Annotated in this window: 15 protein-coding genes; 14 read left to right on the forward strand and 1 reads right to left on the reverse strand. The window is 40.2% G+C overall.

What is annotated here, in order from left to right:
• The first annotated feature begins 5 nt into the window (after positions 1-5).
• From G6554_RS08150 to G6554_RS08215, 14 genes are all read left to right on the forward strand, one after another.
• A complete protein-coding gene (locus tag G6554_RS08150) occupies positions 6-980 on the forward strand; it encodes a 1-aminocyclopropane-1-carboxylate deaminase/D-cysteine desulfhydrase (protein ID WP_166240582.1) in 975 nt (324 codons plus the stop codon).
• Between the two features lie 133 nt (positions 981-1,113).
• The gene (locus G6554_RS08155; RefSeq protein ID WP_166240585.1) at positions 1,114-1,881 is read left to right on the forward strand and encodes an NUDIX domain-containing protein; all 768 of its coding nucleotides are present in this window, start codon (positions 1,114-1,116) and stop codon (positions 1,879-1,881) included.
• A 69-nt stretch (positions 1,882-1,950) separates the two neighbouring features.
• Positions 1,951-2,760 (forward strand): bifunctional DNA-formamidopyrimidine glycosylase/DNA-(apurinic or apyrimidinic site) lyase, encoded by an 810-nt coding sequence (mutM, locus tag G6554_RS08160; RefSeq protein WP_166240587.1) that lies wholly within the window; start codon positions 1,951-1,953, stop codon positions 2,758-2,760.
• Between the two features lie 139 nt (positions 2,761-2,899).
• Positions 2,900-3,439, forward strand: coding sequence for a DUF6241 domain-containing protein (locus G6554_RS08165; RefSeq protein ID WP_166240589.1), 540 nt, complete (start codon positions 2,900-2,902; stop codon positions 3,437-3,439).
• Positions 3,440-3,656: 217 nt separating this feature from the next.
• A complete protein-coding gene (gene ccpN / locus G6554_RS08170; protein ID WP_166240591.1) occupies positions 3,657-4,298 on the forward strand; it encodes a transcriptional regulator CcpN in 642 nt (213 codons plus the stop codon).
• A gap of 16 nt (positions 4,299-4,314) precedes the next feature.
• Positions 4,315-5,130, forward strand: coding sequence for a pyruvate, water dikinase regulatory protein (locus G6554_RS08175; protein ID WP_166240593.1), 816 nt, complete (start codon positions 4,315-4,317; stop codon positions 5,128-5,130).
• Positions 5,131-5,132: 2 nt separating this feature from the next.
• Positions 5,133-7,802 carry a pyruvate, phosphate dikinase gene (gene ppdK / locus G6554_RS08180; protein WP_166240595.1) on the forward strand — a complete coding sequence of 890 codons (2,670 nt, stop codon included), beginning with the start codon at positions 5,133-5,135 and terminating at the stop codon, positions 7,800-7,802.
• 240 nt (positions 7,803-8,042) lie between these two features.
• A complete protein-coding gene (locus tag G6554_RS08185; protein WP_166240597.1) occupies positions 8,043-8,234 on the forward strand; it encodes a YbxH family protein in 192 nt (63 codons plus the stop codon).
• 79 nt (positions 8,235-8,313) lie between these two features.
• Positions 8,314-10,890: a DEAD/DEAH box helicase gene (locus tag G6554_RS08190; RefSeq protein WP_166240599.1), complete on the forward strand. Its 2,577-nt coding sequence runs from the start codon at positions 8,314-8,316 to the stop codon at positions 10,888-10,890.
• Between the two features lie 130 nt (positions 10,891-11,020).
• Positions 11,021-12,295: a glycosyl hydrolase family 18 protein gene (locus G6554_RS08195; protein WP_166240601.1), complete on the forward strand. Its 1,275-nt coding sequence runs from the start codon at positions 11,021-11,023 to the stop codon at positions 12,293-12,295.
• Between the two features lie 272 nt (positions 12,296-12,567).
• Positions 12,568-14,037: a D-alanyl-D-alanine carboxypeptidase/D-alanyl-D-alanine endopeptidase gene (gene dacB / locus G6554_RS08200; RefSeq protein WP_166240769.1), complete on the forward strand. Its 1,470-nt coding sequence runs from the start codon at positions 12,568-12,570 to the stop codon at positions 14,035-14,037.
• Between the two features lie 145 nt (positions 14,038-14,182).
• Positions 14,183-15,214: a Delta(5) desaturase DesA gene (gene desA, locus G6554_RS08205; RefSeq protein ID WP_166240603.1), complete on the forward strand. Its 1,032-nt coding sequence runs from the start codon at positions 14,183-14,185 to the stop codon at positions 15,212-15,214.
• Between the two features lie 73 nt (positions 15,215-15,287).
• The gene (locus tag G6554_RS08210) at positions 15,288-15,800 is read left to right on the forward strand and encodes a response regulator (RefSeq protein WP_166240605.1); all 513 of its coding nucleotides are present in this window, start codon (positions 15,288-15,290) and stop codon (positions 15,798-15,800) included.
• A gap of 204 nt (positions 15,801-16,004) precedes the next feature.
• Positions 16,005-16,727: a CBS domain-containing protein gene (locus G6554_RS08215; protein WP_166240607.1), complete on the forward strand. Its 723-nt coding sequence runs from the start codon at positions 16,005-16,007 to the stop codon at positions 16,725-16,727.
• Positions 16,728-16,762: 35 nt separating this feature from the next.
• On the opposite strand, the gene G6554_RS08220 is transcribed toward G6554_RS08215, so the two are convergent.
• The gene (locus tag G6554_RS08220) at positions 16,763-17,488 is read right to left on the reverse strand and encodes a hypothetical protein (RefSeq protein WP_166240609.1); all 726 of its coding nucleotides are present in this window, start codon (positions 17,486-17,488) and stop codon (positions 16,763-16,765) included.
• Positions 17,489-17,509 lie beyond the last annotated feature (21 nt).

Consider the following 17,509-nt stretch of genomic DNA (forward strand, 5'->3'; position numbering starts at 1 on the left):
TCACCATGGACAGACTTCATATCGCTAATTTGCCTACTCCGATTCAAAAGTTAGATCGTCTCGAAGAAGAACTAGGAGTAAATCTATATTTGAAACGCGATGATTTTACAGGGACGGAAGTAAGCGGAAATAAAGTAAGAAAACTTGAATTTTCTGTTGCGGATGCACTGCAACAAGGGTGTGATACTCTCGTTACTGCTGGCGGGATTCAATCTAACCATTGTCGGGCGACGGCTGCTGTTGCGGCAAAATATGGATTAGGCTGTGATCTTATTATCAGAGGAGAGATTCCGAAGCATTTTGAGGGAAATCTTTTTATGAATCAAGCGCTTGGTGCCCGTGTTCACTTAATTTCACCGGAAGAATCCAGAGAAGAGAAAATGGATGAAGTTGTTGAAAACTTGAAATCGCAAGGACATAAACCTTATTTAATTCCAGTTGGCGCATCAAATGCCGTAGGGTCTTTAGGTTATGCTGCGGCTATTGAAGAGATTACCCAACAGGAGAATAATCTAGGGATCCAATTTGATACGGTTGTCATTGCTGTTGGCTCAGGGGGAACCTATGCCGGGCTTTGGTATGCTAACCAGAAGCAGGGAGCAAGACGAAAAATTCATGGATTCGCGGTTGATAACAATACAGAAATCTTTGTGGAAACCATTACTGAAATACTGATGGAAATGTACCTAAAGGATGGCTTGGATGCACCTGAAGAGTATAAAGATATTTTAATTAATGACCAATATATCGGCACCGGTTATGCAAAAAGCACACCAGAAGAGCTGGCTTTCATCATGAAAACTAGCAAAGAACACGGTTTTCTGTTAGATCCTGTTTATACGGGTAAAGCATTTTACGGAATGGTTTCAGAAATACAAAAAGGTCAATTTAATGATGCAAAAAACATCCTCTTCATCCATACTGGCGGTCTTCAAGGATGGACACAGGATCAAAGAGAAATGGCGCTGAAATCAATTTAAGATTTTGTTGATTAGGATTAGTCCCCAACTGATTAAAGGGGGACTGATTCTATTTTTTTTTAGTGCAAATTTAACAAAAAGAACGTATTATTATTGTTTACATAAAATGGAGAAAAACTGAGTGAGGACTTAAATGTTTTATATTCGAGAAACGTTTCAAATTCTTCCTGAAAAGGTCAGTGAGTTTAATGAGTTTTTTCATAATTATGTGTTGCCCAACCAATTGAAAAATGGTGCAAAATTAGTGGGCCGTTGGATAACAGAGCCAAAGGATGAAATTGTTGCTATTTGGGAATTTCCAAGCTATGAAGAATACGAGAAAATTGAGGAACGAGTATTAAGGGATGAAATGTATAATCACGCACAAACCCAACTTCAGAAACGTGGAAAGTTATTGATTGATCACAGCAAAGATTTTTTAAACCCAACAGGTGCATACAGTTCCCCGAAACAAACTGTAACAGTTAGTGGCTATATCACAAATGAACATAATGAGGCATTGCTGGTTAAAACATTTTGGCGAGCAGATACGTGGGAGCTTCCCGGAGGCGGGGTAGAAGAGGGGGAAACACTTGATGTGGCACTGTGCCGCGAGATAATGGAGGAAACGGGAATCACTGTTCAATTACAAGGTGTGACCGGAGTATATTCTAATGAAAGCACTGTTGCCATTGTCTTTTTAGGAAAAAGGATTGGCGGAGAGCCAAAAACGTCGAAGGAAACAAAAGATGTCCGTTTTATTCCCATCAATCCTGCAAACGTAAAACAATATATAAAGCGGGGAAAGTTCATTCCAAGAGTATTGGATGCGATGAATGGTAAGTGTTTACCGTATGAAGCATTTAAAGTCCGTCCATATGAACTGCTGAAGAGAATAGATGGGAATGTAGATAAGGTATAACATTTGCTCTTTTTCTAAATAATTGGGCATCCTATTGACCAAAGAACCTCTTTTGGAAGGAGTTATTCGATGCCTGAGCTTCCGGAAATGGAAACCTACAGAAACTTATTAAATCAAAAAGTGGCTGGTCAAGTAATTACAGATGTTCAAATAAATCGTGAAAAATCAATTAATTTAAAACCAGAGCTTTTCAGGAAAACCATCCTGCACCAGAAAGTGATCACCGTAAATAGAAGGGGAAAGCATTTGCTGTTTCAGCTCCAAAACAGCCATGTCCTTTTATTACATTTAATGTTGGGCGGGTGGATGTTTTACGGTACAGAAGTTGAAAAACCAAAAAGAACCATTCAAGTGCGGCTTTCGTTTGGGCAGCAGCATCTATATTTTATTGGATTGCGTCTAGGATATTTACATCTAAATAGTCAAAACGAAACGGAGAAGAAACTTTCTGACTTAGGTCCGGAGCCGCTAGAGATAACATTTACCTTAAGCGAATTTTTAAAACGAATGGCGGCTAAACATGGTAAATTAAAAACCACAATGCTCAATCAAGAGTTTATCGCTGGGATAGGAAATTGTTATTCTGCTGAAATATGTTATCATGCTGGCATTTTACCCACGAATGATATAGATGATATAAGTGAAAGTGAGAGAAGCCAACTATTTCATTCCATTAGAGTTGTCCTTCAAGATGCCATCAAGAATGGCGGCTATATGGATCAACCACTTTATAAGGAAGATTCTCTTACTGGGGGATACAATAAATTATGTAAAGTATATAATCGTGAGGGTGAAAACTGTTATCGATGCGGTACCAATATCGTGATGAAAATGATTTCTTCCAGAAAAACATTTTATTGTCCTAATTGCCAAAAATAATGTAGAAGACCGCCCCGATGGCGGCTTTTTTATTGTGCAATTTGTCCAAATATTTCTATTTATAGGAAAAACAAGATGGAATTATTCTGGATTTTTTGTTAAGGTTAAATGAACAGAACTTTCAAGGGGAATATAAAAAATGAAAAAAGTCTTAATAATTGTTACAGCAGTAATTGCTATCTTAATTGGTGGAACGTATCTTACATTTACAATCATGGGGAAATTGGCAAATACGAATTCAGCTCATGATGTTACTGGACCTTCAATAGTGGAAACAATGTCTCCAGAAAAAAAAGCTGAAACTGAAAGTAAAGAACAAACCCAATTCATTGGTGGTATTCAGTACGACACTGGACTTACTGCCGAATCCAGCCAAGATGCTGTTATTGACGTGATGCATAAAATGACTCATCAAAAGGTGAAAGCAGAAGATAAATGGGGTGCCATTCCTATGTCTCAAGATACAATATCACAGGTTTCTGAGATAGTGTCCACAAGTACTTTTGAACGGAAAGGAGATTTATTGAAGATTCTTGATAGGTGGAAAAATGGAGATTTTTCTAATGCTGATGATGACCACAACTATTTCTGGAGCTACCAAGGCGGAACAATAGGTAAAGCGTATGGAACACTTAACAATGACGAAGAAAATGAGTTCATCAAAAACAACTTTAAATAATGATTAAAGGGCCTTAAGAGGCCTTTTTATTTTCCCTCCTCCAAAAATATCTAAAATACCGCCGGAATTGGCGGCTTTTTTTATGTTGTGTGCATCTTTTTTCTAAATTAATGTTTCACATTGAAGTTAAATGTTATATACTATATACAAATAAGTATAGCACATTTGTTAGCAATACATAGAATAAACCATATTTATTGAACAGAAGGAGGTGTTAATGATTAAACTTACAAAACGACAGGATGAAATCCTGCAAATTGTTAAACAAAACGGACCGATTACGGGAAAGGATATCGCGGAGAGGCTTTCGTTATCGCGGGCTGCGTTAAGACCAGATCTTGCCATCTTAACGATGTCAGGTAGCTTAGATGCCAGACCTCGGGTAGGTTATTTCTTTAATGAAAAACTGCCAGTTAAAAGACAATCGGAAAAATTTCTTCATCAAACAGTAAATAATTATAAAGCACTCCCGATTGTCGTCGGAAAATCAACATCCGTTTATGATGCGATCGTCCAGTTATTTTTAGAGGATGTCGGAACGCTATACGCTGTCGATTCGGATGGACAATTAGCAGGTGTTATATCTAGGAAGGATTTGCTCAGAGCCTCACTAGGAAATCAAAATTTGAATGAATTGCCGGTAAGTGTGATCATGACGAGAATGCCTAATATCATTACCATTCAACCGGAAGAGACCTTGCTCGAAGCGGCGAAAAAGATGATTCACAATCGCATCGATTCCCTTCCGGTAGTAAAGGAAATGGACGAGCAAAAGAATACATATTTGCTAGTCGGACGAATTACGAAAACAACCATCACACGGGCCTATTTAGAAATTATGGAAGAAAAATCAGACTAAGGGAGTGGCTGAAATTTTGGTACAAAAAGAAGTGGTCTATGTGGTTTCAGACTCAGTAGGGGAAACGGCTGAGTTTGTGGTAAAAGCAGTTGCAACACAATTTAATGGTGGCCATGTTGAGATTCGCCGCAATTCTTATGTGGATGATTTTGAAGATATTGAAGATGTGATGATTTTAGCCAAAAAAGATCATTCGATTATCGCTTATACAATTGTTGTCCCGACATTGAAAGAGTATTTGGACCGGCGTGCAAGGGAGGAAGGCATCATGGCCGTAGATTTGCTTAGTCCATTGATGAATGCATTTGTCACTAAATTTAATAAAGAGCCGCACCATCAGCCAGGATTGATGAGAAAGCTCGATGAGGAATACTTCCGGAAAATTGAGGCTATTGAATTTGCGGTTAAATATGATGATGGCCGTGATCCTAGAGGTATTTTAAGAGCAGATATCGTGTTAATCGGTGTATCACGGACTTCGAAGACACCGCTGTCGATGTATTTGGCACACCAGCGTTTTAAAGTGGCCAATGTACCGTTAGTCCCGGAAGTGCAGCCGCCGGATGAATTATTTCAAATCCCACGGAAAAATTGCATTGGGTTAATTATTTCACCAGATAAGTTAAACGAAATTCGGAAAGAGCGTCTGAGGGCATTAGGGTTAGCTTCCCAGGCCAATTATGCAAGTTTTGAGAGGATTTTAGAAGAATTAGATCATGCTGAAAAAATCATGAAGCGCGTAGGCTGCCCTGTCATTAACGTATCAAATAAGGCTGTTGAAGAAACAGCAGGCTTAATAATTGAAGTGCTGAAAAAAGAGAGGAGCTTTTAATCATGGATCAATTTGTTTACTTATTTAATGAAGGAAATGGCAATATGAGAGACTTGCTAGGGGGAAAAGGAGCTAATCTTGCAGAAATGACGCAAATTGGCTTACCAGTACCATATGGTTTTACGATCACTACACAGGCATGTAATGCTTACTATGAAGCTAGTAAAACGATTCCAACAATAGTAGAAAAACAAACTTTAGAAGCTCTAGCACGATTAGAGGAAAAGATGGGTAAAAAACTGGGAGACCCTCAAGATCCATTACTCGTTTCGGTTCGTTCTGGTTCTGTGTTTTCCATGCCGGGGATGATGGATACAATTTTAAATCTAGGGATGAATGATGAAACCGTTGTGGGATTGGCAAAATTAACGGACAATGCTCGTTTTTCTTATGATTCCTACCGCCGTTTCATTCAAATGTTTAGTAATGTGGTACTTGAAATCGATACCTACTACTTTGAACAATTTTTAGAAGAGGTCCGCGAGCAGAAAGGTTATTCCTCCGACCCTGAAATGACTGCTGAAGATTGGCAGGGGGTTATTGCCGGCTATAAAGGAATTGTGAAAAAGCATACTAGAAAAGACTTCCCACAGGATCCAAAGGAACAGCTTTTCCTTGCGATTAATGCTGTATTTAATTCATGGAACAATCAGCGTGCGATTGTGTACCGCCGCTTAAATAAAATTCCAGATCACTTAGGAACTGCGGTTAATATTCAAAGTATGGTATTTGGTAACATGGGAAATGATTCCGGCACAGGTGTTGCCTTTACAAGAAATCCATCGACTGGTGAGCATGTTCTATACGGTGAATATTTAATTAATGCTCAAGGGGAAGACGTAGTAGCAGGTATTCGGACACCACAGCCTATTGCGACGTTAAAGGATGAAATGCCTAGGGTATATCAACAATTTTCCGATACATGCAAACGCCTTGAACAGCATTATAAAGAAATGCAGGACATTGAGTTTACCGTTGAACGCGGTCAGCTATTCATCTTGCAAACGCGGAATGGGAAACGGACGGCTGCTGCTGCGATTCGCATCGCAGTAGATATGGTCGAAGAAGGAATCATTGATAAAAAAACCGCCTTACTTCGTGTTGACCCTGACCAATTAAATCAATTGCTGCACCGCCGCATTGATGACAAATTTGAAAAGAGAGTTTTAGCAAAAGGATTACCAGCTTCCCCTGGTGCTGCCACAGGACAGGTCGTGTTTGATGCGGATGAGGCCGAGGCATTAGGAAATGACGGGAAAAAGGTCATTTTAGTCAGACCTGAGACCACACCTGACGATATTCATGGAATTGTTGCTGCTCAAGCGATTTTAACAAGCCGCGGCGGGATGACAAGCCATGCAGCAGTTGTTGCACGCGGTATGGGGAAAGCGTGTATTTGCGGATGTGAAGCATTGAAAATTGATTTGCGCGCAAAACAATTTACTATTGGTGAAACTCTAGTAAACTACGGGGAGATTATTACGATTGATGGTTCTACGGGTGAAATTATGCTTGGTGAAATTCCAATGATTGATCCAGAACTTTCTGATGAATTTCAGTTGTTGCTTGCATGGGCAGACCATGAACGGAAAATAGGGGTCCGCGCTAATGCTGACAACCCGGAAGATGCACGGAAAGCTTTTGAGTTCGGGGCAGGTGGTATTGGTTTATGTCGGACTGAACATATGTTTATGGATATAAAGCGCATTCCAACAGTGCAAAAAATGATTCTTGCTGAAAATTACGGAGAAAGAATGGCAGCATTGGACGACTTATTACCAATGCAGCAGGGTGATTTTGAAGGGATATTCGAAGCGATGCAAGGGTTCCCTGTCACGATTCGTTTACTGGATCCCCCATTGCATGAGTTTTTACCAGACAAAGAGGATCTATTAGTAGAAGTAACAAAGCTTCAAATTACAGATCCGGGGTCTGCGGAATTAAAGAAAAAAGAGCAATTGCTCAAAAAGGTTCGCCAATTAGATGAGTATAACCCAATGCTCGGCCACCGTGGCTGCCGGCTTGGAATTATTTATCCGGAAATTTACGAAATGCAAGCAAAAGCCATTTTTTATGCAGCGGCTACACTGGCTGATAAGGGCATGACAGTTCAGCCTGAAATCATGATTCCATTGGTCGGCCATGTGAATGAGTTAAAGCAAATGCGCCAGTTGGTTATTGATGCTGCTACTCTTGTGCAGGAGGAAACAGGTAAGCATTTTGAGTACACGATTGGAACCATGATTGAAATTCCACGTGCTGCCATAACAGCTGACCAAATTGCCGAAGAAGCCGATTTCTTCTCATTTGGAACCAATGATTTAACGCAGACTACATTTGGTTACAGCCGTGATGATGCAGAAGGGAAATTCCTGCAGGCCTATATTGAAAATAAAGTGCTGCCGGAAAATCCATTTGCTGTACTTGATCAGAATGGTGTAGGGAAGCTTATTGAAATGGGCGTTACGCACGGCCGCAAGACGAAGCCAACATTAAAAACAGGTATTTGCGGTGAACACGGCGGTGAAAAGAGCTCGATTGATTTCTGCTACAGAACGGGGCTTGATTATGTCAGCTGCTCACCATACCGCGTGCCGCTTGCACGTTTGGCTGCTGCACAAGCAACGATTCGCCATGAGCAAAATAAGGAAGAAGTATACACAACAGCTTAATATAGTTTGGATGGGCGGTGCCAACGCGGTTGGTGCCGTCTTTTTTTTTGTGGATTTTTGGATTCGCAAATAAACGAAGCTGTTTCGCAAACAAATCCCCTGGTTTCGCAAACAAATCAGTTTGTTTCGCAAATAAACGGGATATTTCCGCAAATAAAAACTGTTTGAGCTGCTAGTATCATTGGATTAGTACACTGCAAACTGCTAATACTATAAAAAACAACGAAAAGGGGACTCAAAATGGGGGCAATTGAACGAAGTGGATACCGATTTGTGCCAGAATACAGTGTGATCATGCAAAACGGAGCGGTCCATGTCTACAATCAAGACCAATTTATCGAAGAAATTCAATTTCAGTTTTCCGGGAAGTTTCCAGAGGTAGATCAAATCGAAGAATTAATAGACGAATATTGTAATCAACATAATATTTAGGGCCGAATATTCGTTCGGTTTTTTGTTTTGTGTTAAAATGAAAAATATGAAACCAATTTTTAGAAAAGGAGGGAAATGTATGAGTAAATTAACAACCATATACCCTCAAGCGATTGAACATACAAAAATGAAGGTGATCGAGGACATTAACCACTATTTAGAAACGAATGAATTACAGCCATCCTTTGAGCAATACAGGAAGGATCGCGGTCATTATCTAGAACAAATTTGGGTGAATGTCTGGCTAAATAAATCAACAAATGATGTTCCAAAAAATGAAAAGAAGCAATTTTTAAGTGAAAAAGGGTTTGAGGTTCACGGAATTGACCGTAAGCTGCTGAACAAACTCTTCAGAGATGAAATGCGATCCTATCAGCCTTTCAATGTGATGGAGTGGGTGGAGGAAACTTTTGCTGGACAGGAAGAACTGTGGGCAGAGCGTTATCAGGAGGCAAAGGTAAACTTTTTAAAGCGGGAAGAACAGAAAGACCTCGAAGAGAAAAAGCAAATGCTTCGCGGTGAAATCGAGGAGTTCGCCGTTGGTATTTTAGAAGATCAATATGAACTTTTTTATCTTTATATCCGTTACTTTGTTGCAAAGCAGTTAGCAGCTGATTTAAAGAATAATATGAAGTTTCAGGCGGTTGATCCAGTGGCGCTTGAAGAAAAATTAGTCAATCAAGGCTCCTTTGATTCATCTGAATATACAACAGTAGCGACATTTTTCGGGGAACTTACCGGCGATATTCACAAGACACTTAACTGGGGCAGAAGTACCTATGAATATCAAACTTATTTCTTTGTTTATGAAAGTTTAATTTCAGATTATATATCAGAGCTCATTCCAGAGAAAATTCTAGAACAACTTTCGGATGAGCATATGGCTGATTTTTACGATGTCTTCCATGAGAAATTATCGCCGTCCTTTGTAAAAGGCAGCATTGCGCAGCTCATATATGACCTTGAGAGCTATTTTATTGAAGATATTCAAGATGAATATGTGTCAGATCTATTAAGGATAGCCGAAGTTCCTTTCGATCCAAAGGTGCATCGGGCTTTTCTGAAAAAAGACCTTGGTGAACGGGAAAAGAAACAGAAAGAAGAACAAGCAGAACTTCAGCGAAAAAGAGAAGCCGAAGAACGGATGATGAAAGACATCTTTGCTGCAGAATATGACCCTTCGTTACAGCGACATGTTCGTTATGTCTTACATATTGGCGAGACGAATACGGGGAAAACCCATCATGCACTTGAACAAATGAAGGCAGCCGAAAGTGGCTTATATTTGGCACCACTTCGACTGTTAGCTCTTGAGGTTTTTGATAAATTGAATGCGGAAGGGGTATCTTGCTCATTAAAAACCGGTGAGGAAGAAAAAATGGTTCCGGGCGCACAGCATATCTCTTGTACTGTGGAGATGTTCCATGAAAAAGAGGTTTACGAAGTGGTCGTGATCGATGAAGCCCAGATGATTACCGATAAAGACCGCGGATTTTCGTGGTATAAGGCGATCACAAAAGCGAATGCAAAAGAAGTACATATCATCGGCAGCAGAAATGCAAGAACAATGCTGCTCGAGTTGCTGGGAAATGCGGATATTGAAATTCATGAGTACAGCCGGGATACGCCACTTGAGGTGGAAAAGAAGGAATTTCATATTAAGCACGTTAAAAAAGGTGATGCCCTCATTTGTTTTTCAAGAAGACGTGTTCTGGAAACGGCCTCGCGGCTGCAAAATGACGGGCATTCGGTCAGTATGATTTATGGCAGTATGCCGCCGGAAACGAGGAAAAAGCAGATCGAGCAGTTTAATAAAGGAAAGACAAAGGTAATTGTGTCAACAGATGCAATTGGCATGGGGTTAAATTTGCCCATTCGCCGGATAGTTTTCTTGGAAAATGATAAATTCGATGGAACCAGAAGGCGGCTGCTCACCTCGCAGGAAGTAAAGCAAATTGCTGGCCGGGCCGGTCGAAAAGGAATTTATGATGTTGGCAAAGTCGCGTTTACAAGTGACATCAAAAAAATGCAAAACCTCTTGCTACAGGAGGATGAGCCTGTCCATACATTTTCGATTGCTCCAACCAATTCGGTGTTCGAACGCTTTCAACGGTATTATCATGATTTGGGGACGTTCTTTGAGCTGTGGGGTAAATTTGAAAGCCCAAAGGGTACAAAGAAAGCTTCGCTTTCTGAGGAGAAGTCCCTCTATCACCTAATTGCCGGGACAGAAATTGAAGCACGACTTTCCTTAATGGATTTGTATGGCTTTTTACACTTGCCTTTTTCAAAAAATGAATCGGTGTTGACGAGGCAATGGGAAGATAACATGTATGCTATTATTCAAGGCAGAGACCTACCTGAACCAATTGTAAAAGACCGCAGCCTGGAGGAATTAGAATTAAGCTATAAGGCCATCGGGCTTCATTTGTTGTTTTTATATCGGTTGGGAGAGCGAACAGAAACTATTTATTGGGAACGACTGCGAGCAGAAGTTAGTGATCAAGTACAGGATCGGTTAAAGACAGACATTAAGAAATTCGTGAAGAAATGTAAGAACTGCGGGAAAAAATTGGCTTGGGATCATTCGTTTCCTACTTGCGATGCCTGCCATGCAGCAAAATATAGAAGATATCGAAATGATGATTTTGAATAGTAAGAGAATCCCGGTGTTCTGACGGAACCCGGGTTTTTCTTATGCCCATAAAAATTAGAGGAACCATTTTTTAATAAGAATTTTAGTCATTTTAGTCCATAAGATGAATAGAAAGGAGTGTGAGCGGTTTATGGCAGTTCATGTTGTGAAGACGGGCGAAAATTTGTGGATGATTTCTGCGATGTATGGAGTTTCAATTCAAACGATTGTTGAGCTAAATGGGTTACCTTCGACAAGTACACTTGTCCCGGGTATTGCCCTCTATCTCCCGGACAGTCTGCCGCCACTCCGTCCTTATCCAATAAAGGCAGGCGATCAAATTTGGCAGTTAGCCCAAGTTTTTAATACAGACATTTCAAGGATTTTAGCGGCTAATCCCGGTGTAGATCCAAAACGGCTCATTGTCGGACAGATGATCAATATTCCCTCATCATTAAAATTAGAAATAGCCACACTTGGCTTCTTAGTGCCTTCTTCTGTTAACGCTAACCTGGAAACACTCAATGATCTTGCGGGGCAATTAACGTACCTGGCGGTTGTCGCCTATTCTTTTACAAAAGAAGGATACGCTTTTAATGTGTCAGAGGACACGGCGATTGTGGCGAAGTGTAAAGAATTAAACATTACCCCGTTACTGATGATTCGTAATTATACGGGCAGTGATTTCAGTGCAGAATTGGCCGGAAGTGTGCTTGAAAATCCTACATTTCGAACAAATTTGGTCGCAAGTATCGTGAATCTTACCATCCAAAGGGGTTTTGGTGGTGTCAGCATTGACCTTGAATTTATTCCCCCGCGAAGGCGCAATGATTTTATTACTTTTTTAACAGATTTAAAGTTGGCTTTAGGCGAGTTGATCCTACACGTGAATGTTCACGCCAAAACAGCAGATATTCCTACCAATCGCATCATTGGTGCGTACGATTATGCAAAAATTGGCCAGGTCGCCGACTTGGTTGCGGTTATGACGATTGATTACGGTTACCCAGGTGGCCGGCCAGATCCGATTGCCCCGATTACCTGGCTTGAACAGGTGATTCAATACTCTATTACCCAAATTAGCCCTCGAAAACTACAAATCGCCTTGCCGCTTTATGGGTATGACAAGGTTGTCCATACGAATGCAACACATGCCAGGTCAGTGCTCGCAGCACAAAATCTAGCGATTTCCACCGGTTCCTCGATTGAATTTGACAACAGCGCCAAATCCCCATGGTTTCGCTATTGGCATGGAGTAGAGGAGCATGTTGTTTGGTTTGAAGACATTCGCAGTTATATAGAAAAGTATCGCTTAATGGATGTTTATCAATTAGTCGGCACAACCTTTTGGCAAATTAGCCTGCCGGCACCGCAGAATTGGGCGTACTTAAGAAAAAATATTGCTGTTGTGAAGAATATTATCTAAATATGGGATTGTTTTCGTATAGGACGGAGTCATTAACCCTATTCAAAATCTAAAACATGAAGTATGTGATGTAAAATTACGCTTAATTAGTGAGTGAAACTGATATATCAGCGTATTTTGTATATTTATCAGCGAATTTTCAATTATATCGACGAATCTAAAAACCACCAATCTGGGATATTAGTTCTTGTCCCATTTTTGGAATTCATTTTTACTACAACACTGATTTTTTGGACAAACTCTTATGAAAAAGGAAGGCCTGATTGAAATTAATGAAAAGAACTAAAATTTACATCATTGTATTTTTTGTAGTCATTTCTTTAGCAATCCCATATTTTCACGTAAACGGAATGAACAGTCATGACAATATGGGTAAGCGGCTTAATCAGCTTATCGTAAGCGAACCTGACTTACAAGGCACCATTGCTGGAATAAGCATTCGTTCGGCAGCCAGTGGTGAAATCATTTATGATCATCAGGGGGATATCCGTTTACGCCCTGCGTCAAATATGAAGTTATTGACCGCAGCAGCTGCCCTACAGGTCCTTGGTGAGAAATATCGTTTTAAGACTGAGGTACTATCTGATGCTCCACTGAAAAAGCAGACACTAGAAGGGAATCTTTTTCTAAAAGGATATGGAGACCCGACACTACTAAAATCGGATTTTGACAAAATGGCAGTAGAATTAAAGGAGCTTGGCATTAAGCGGATAAAAGGAAATGTAGTCGGAGATGATTCGCATTACGATAACGAACGTTATTCGCTCGACCTGCCGTGGAGTGACGAAACCACTTACTATGGTGCCCAGATTTCCGCCCTGACTGCCGCACCAACGAATGACTATGATTCAGGTTCTGTTATGGTAAAGATCAAACCCGGCTTAAAAAGTGGTGACAAGGTGGAAGTAGTAGTAACTCCAGAAACTAATTATGTGAAAATCATCAATAAAGCTGAAACGGTCGAGGCAGATGGCAAAAAGAAAATTAAAGTGGAAAGAGAACATGCAAAGAACACAATCACCATTGAAGGAACTATTCCAGTAACAACAAAGGCAGTGACTGAATGGATTGGTGTCTGGGATCCAACAAAGTATGCCACCACTCTTTTTAAACAATCACTAGCAAAAAACGGAATAAAAGTATCTGGGAAAATACGAACAGGAACGGCTTCAAACACCGCCAAGGTTTTGACGAGCCATCAATCGATGCCATTATCGGAATTGTTAATTCCATTTATGAAGTTGAGTAATAACGGGCATGCTGAGGTTTTAGTGAAGGAAATGGGGAAGGTGGTAAAGGGAAAGGGCAGCTGGGAGACGGGGCTAGAAGTGCTGGAAACGGAGATTTCAAAATTTGGAGTAAATACGAAAACAATGGTGATACGTGACGGGTCCGGGGTTTCACATGTAGATTTAATTCCGGCCAATCAAATTACGCAGCTGTTATTTTCTGTTCAAAAAGAAAGATGGTTTCCTGCTTATGTTCATTCATTACCAGTTGCAGGTGCCCCTGAAAAGACAATAGGCGGCACACTAAGATACCGTTTGAAAGATCCAATCGTTCAGGGAAAGGTGAAGGCAAAGACAGGCACGATCTCGACAGTCAGCTCGATTTCCGGTTATGTAACGACGAAAAATGGACATTCATTCATTTTTTCAATCCTGCTAAATAATTTAGTAAATGAAGAGAAGGCGAAAAAGATAGAAGATAGGCTGATTCAGTTGATAGCCAACACCTATTAAATAAATTATTTCAGAAAAATATCTATAAAATTACCGTGGACATGACATTTATCATGCCCTGCACATGACACCTGCTACTAACAAGTTCAAATCCCTTGGTTTATACTTGGATTAACGTCATAATCCAAGAAGGGAATTCACCTAAATGACCTTACAAAATACGAAAAATTTAAAAAAACAAATGACTCCTTTTGAAAAATCGACCACGAAGGAAAGTGTATGGCAAATCATCAACACGGTCGTACCATTTATGCTACTTTGGTTTCTTACCTATCAAAGTCTTTACGTCTCCTATTGGTTAGCATTGGTTCCATCAGTCCTTGCTGCAGGGTATTTAACACGGATTTTCATTATCTTTCATGATTGCACCCATCATTCTTTCTTTAAAAACCGTCGAGCCAATCGAGCAGTTGGGACTTTTATGGGTGTTTTAACGTTATTCCCATTTGATCAATGGGGACATGAGCATTCAGTACATCATGCAACAAGTGGTAACTTGGATAAAAGGGGTACTGGAGATATTTGGACGCTTACAGTCGATGAATATGTAGCAGCACCACTTAAGCTTCGTTTAGCTTACCGTTTTTACCGTAATCCATTGGTTATGTTTGGATTAGGACCGATTTATGTATTCCTTCTTAAGAATCGATTTAACCGTAAAGGTGCAAGGACGAAAGAACGTAACAACACCTATTTAACGAATATACTCATTGTTGCATGGATTACATTAATGTGCTTAGCAATTGGATGGCAGTCGTTTCTTATCGTACAGGGCACGATTTTTATGATCTCAGGTGCAGCGGGTATTTGGTTGTTTTATGTACAGCATACCTTTGAGGATTCCTATTTTGAAGAAGATAAAGAGTGGGAATATGTGAAAGCAGCAGTAGAGGGAAGTTCTTTTTACAAGCTTCCAAAAATCATGCAATTTCTAACGGGGAATATTGGATTCCATCATGTTCACCATTTAAGTCCACGGGTACCTAACTATAAACTCGAGGAGGCACACAAAAATACGCCTCCGTTACAAAATGTACCAACTATCACGCTTGCAACAAGCTTACGATCACTCCGTTTTCGTTTATGGGATGAGAAAAGTAAGAATTTTGTTACCTTTAAAGATATCAAATCAACTGTTAAAAAAAGGGTTTCTATTCATGCGAAACCGGAAGTATAAAGCAATAACTACCTCCCCTCTCTAAAGGGGAGTCTCTATTTACTAGCGGACACCAGATAAGGAGAGAACATAGATGATACGAATTGTCATTGCGGAAGATCAGGAACTGCTGTTACAGGCAATGGGTTCCCTCCTCAATTTGGAAGATGATATGGAAGTAGTAGGACTAGCGGCCAATGGAGAAGAAGCACTTACACTTATCCATCAATTTCAGCCTGATGTATGTCTGATGGATATTGAGATGCCCAAAATGACTGGGCTTGAGGCCGCGGAAGCGTTAATTTCTTCTTTTTCCAAAATCATTATTTTAACAACCTTCGCGAGACCGGGATATTTCAGGCGTGCTTTAGAAGCCGATGTTAGGGCTTATTTATTAAAAGACAGCCCGAGCGAGGAGTTAGCCTCCGCGATTCGCTGCATTATGGACGGAAAGCGGATATATTCTCCTGAACTAATGGATGTGGAATCCAGTGCTACTGAGGTAGATGGTGAAAATGAATCTTCTGATCAACGGGATAAATCAATTGGCATCGTAAGAAGTTATTTATCAACAATATTAGATAAAATAAAGTTACCGACCGGATAGGGACGTAACGAATGCTCAGGGCATAAAAGTCTCTGAGCATTTTTTATATCTCGGCATTGGTTATTCTATTTTCCAGGATAATGTAAAATGGCCCTTATGCTCTTTTTTAGTATAATTTGATAAAAGAACTCTCTTGAAAAATCCAACTATTGATTTTACTATAAAGATAGTAGATTATGAGCATGGTAAATGGGAGAGCATGATATGAATAAAAAACAAGTGCAGTTATTGTCGGAGCGCTTTGAAGTCGCCTTCAATCAAGTTCATGATGCTTTACGAGATATCGTTCAAATCAATGATGAAAGATTCGTCGTGTTGGTGAAAGTTGGAGCAAAAAAATATCAAATCATTGAAACCTTTAAGAAGGATTTGGAGCAATACGCGCGGCTTCGAAATGCTATCGTCCATGAAAAAATGGAGGTAGGCTTTTATATTGCCGAGCCGAATGCCAAGGTTGTCAATCATATTGAAAAAATTGCCAATGTTTTAAGCCGCCCCAATTACGCTCTTTCCATCGCATCCAAAAATGTGGTCTATTTTGATGTTCAGGATAGCATCTTAAAAGTAACAGAAGCGATTAAAAAGTACAGATATTCCAAGTTCCCTATCTATAAAAATAAAAAGTGCATCGGACTTTTGACCGCAGGCTCCATCGTGAAATGGATAGCGGAACATATGGAAAGTGGTCAGGTAAATCTATTAGATATACATGTTTCAGATATCATGGAATACGAAAAAGAACGTCCCATTGAGATTGTCGATAAGAGCATTAATATCTTTGAGGTTGAAACGATTTTTGAAAAGGCCCATAAAAAGAAACGGAAAATCGAGGGTGTTATCATCACGGAAAATGGGGAAATAGATGAGACACCCCTGGGAATAATCACAGCTTGGGATTTGATTGAAATTGACTATACAGTGGATTAAAAAAAGGAGCGACCAAATGGCTGCTCCTTTGTATGTTACGGCATGTCATCAAAATCAAACTCGCTTAATTGATCCATGTGGCTGGCAATCATTGCGATTATGGTGGTCGCTTCTTCCTTGCTAAAGATAAAATGAGATTCATCTTTTATCAATTCGTCTTCAGTTGTCCAGATACGGTTAACCCGTTTGAGGACGCCGTCACCTGTTGCTTGGACGACCCCGAACTGATAGGTGACCTCCACTTCATCTTCATGCTTGAAGGCAGTTACTTCAGGGGTAGACCAATCGACATCTATTTCCTCAAAAATATCATCGCTGTTGATCTGTTCCGCTTCAAAGTATTCCTCCTCCTCCTCCACAACGGTTTCACAATTTGCCACATCAAATTCTTCCTCCGACTGCAAATAGACTCCGTCATCAGTGTAATGGCCATCACCGTTCATATAGTCATGAAGACTTGCGTGCACTTCCTCAATAATCTCCTCAATGTCTGAAAGGATGATTTTCGCCGTGTGTCCGCTGTCGACATCGAAGCTATCAATGTAAAATTCTTCGTTTTGCGGGTCGAAGAATAGCGAGCAGAAATAATCACGGTCAAGTTCTTCGGTGTCGACATCCGCAGTATCCACGAAAAACTCAATTCTTGGATGTTTGGCGGCTCTTTCAATTGTCATTTGGCCAACCTGATCATATTCTTCACAAATTGATTCCAGGTGCTCCTGCAATTCTGCACATACTCTGTCAAACCATTCTAACGACATCAAACATCCCATCCCTTCCAG

The organism is Bacillus sp. MM2020_4, assembly GCF_011250555.1.
Classification (GTDB): domain Bacteria; phylum Bacillota; class Bacilli; order Bacillales; family Cytobacillaceae; genus Neobacillus.

Bases quoted from the DNA above. Each gene is read 5' to 3' on its own strand.
- desA (WP_166240603.1), top strand. From the start codon at position 14,183: ATGACCTTACAAAATACGAAAAATTTAAAAAAACAAATGACTCCTTTT.
- dacB (WP_166240769.1), top strand. From the start codon at position 12,568: ATGAAAAGAACTAAAATTTACATCATTGTATTTTTTGTAGTCATTTCT.
- G6554_RS08210 (WP_166240605.1), top strand. From the start codon at position 15,288: ATGATACGAATTGTCATTGCGGAAGATCAGGAACTGCTGTTACAGGCA.
- G6554_RS08185 (WP_166240597.1), top strand. From the start codon at position 8,043: ATGGGGGCAATTGAACGAAGTGGATACCGATTTGTGCCAGAATACAGT.
- G6554_RS08155 (WP_166240585.1), top strand. From the start codon at position 1,114: ATGTTTTATATTCGAGAAACGTTTCAAATTCTTCCTGAAAAGGTCAGT.
- ppdK (WP_166240595.1), top strand. From the start codon at position 5,133: ATGGATCAATTTGTTTACTTATTTAATGAAGGAAATGGCAATATGAGA.
- G6554_RS08165 (WP_166240589.1), top strand. From the start codon at position 2,900: ATGAAAAAAGTCTTAATAATTGTTACAGCAGTAATTGCTATCTTAATT.
- G6554_RS08150 (WP_166240582.1), top strand. From the start codon at position 6: ATGGACAGACTTCATATCGCTAATTTGCCTACTCCGATTCAAAAGTTA.
- G6554_RS08190 (WP_166240599.1), top strand. From the start codon at position 8,314: ATGAGTAAATTAACAACCATATACCCTCAAGCGATTGAACATACAAAA.
- mutM (WP_166240587.1), top strand. From the start codon at position 1,951: ATGCCTGAGCTTCCGGAAATGGAAACCTACAGAAACTTATTAAATCAA.
- ccpN (WP_166240591.1), top strand. From the start codon at position 3,657: ATGATTAAACTTACAAAACGACAGGATGAAATCCTGCAAATTGTTAAA.
- G6554_RS08220 (WP_166240609.1), bottom strand. From the start codon at position 17,488: ATGTCGTTAGAATGGTTTGACAGAGTATGTGCAGAATTGCAGGAGCAC.
- G6554_RS08195 (WP_166240601.1), top strand. From the start codon at position 11,021: ATGGCAGTTCATGTTGTGAAGACGGGCGAAAATTTGTGGATGATTTCT.
- G6554_RS08215 (WP_166240607.1), top strand. From the start codon at position 16,005: ATGAATAAAAAACAAGTGCAGTTATTGTCGGAGCGCTTTGAAGTCGCC.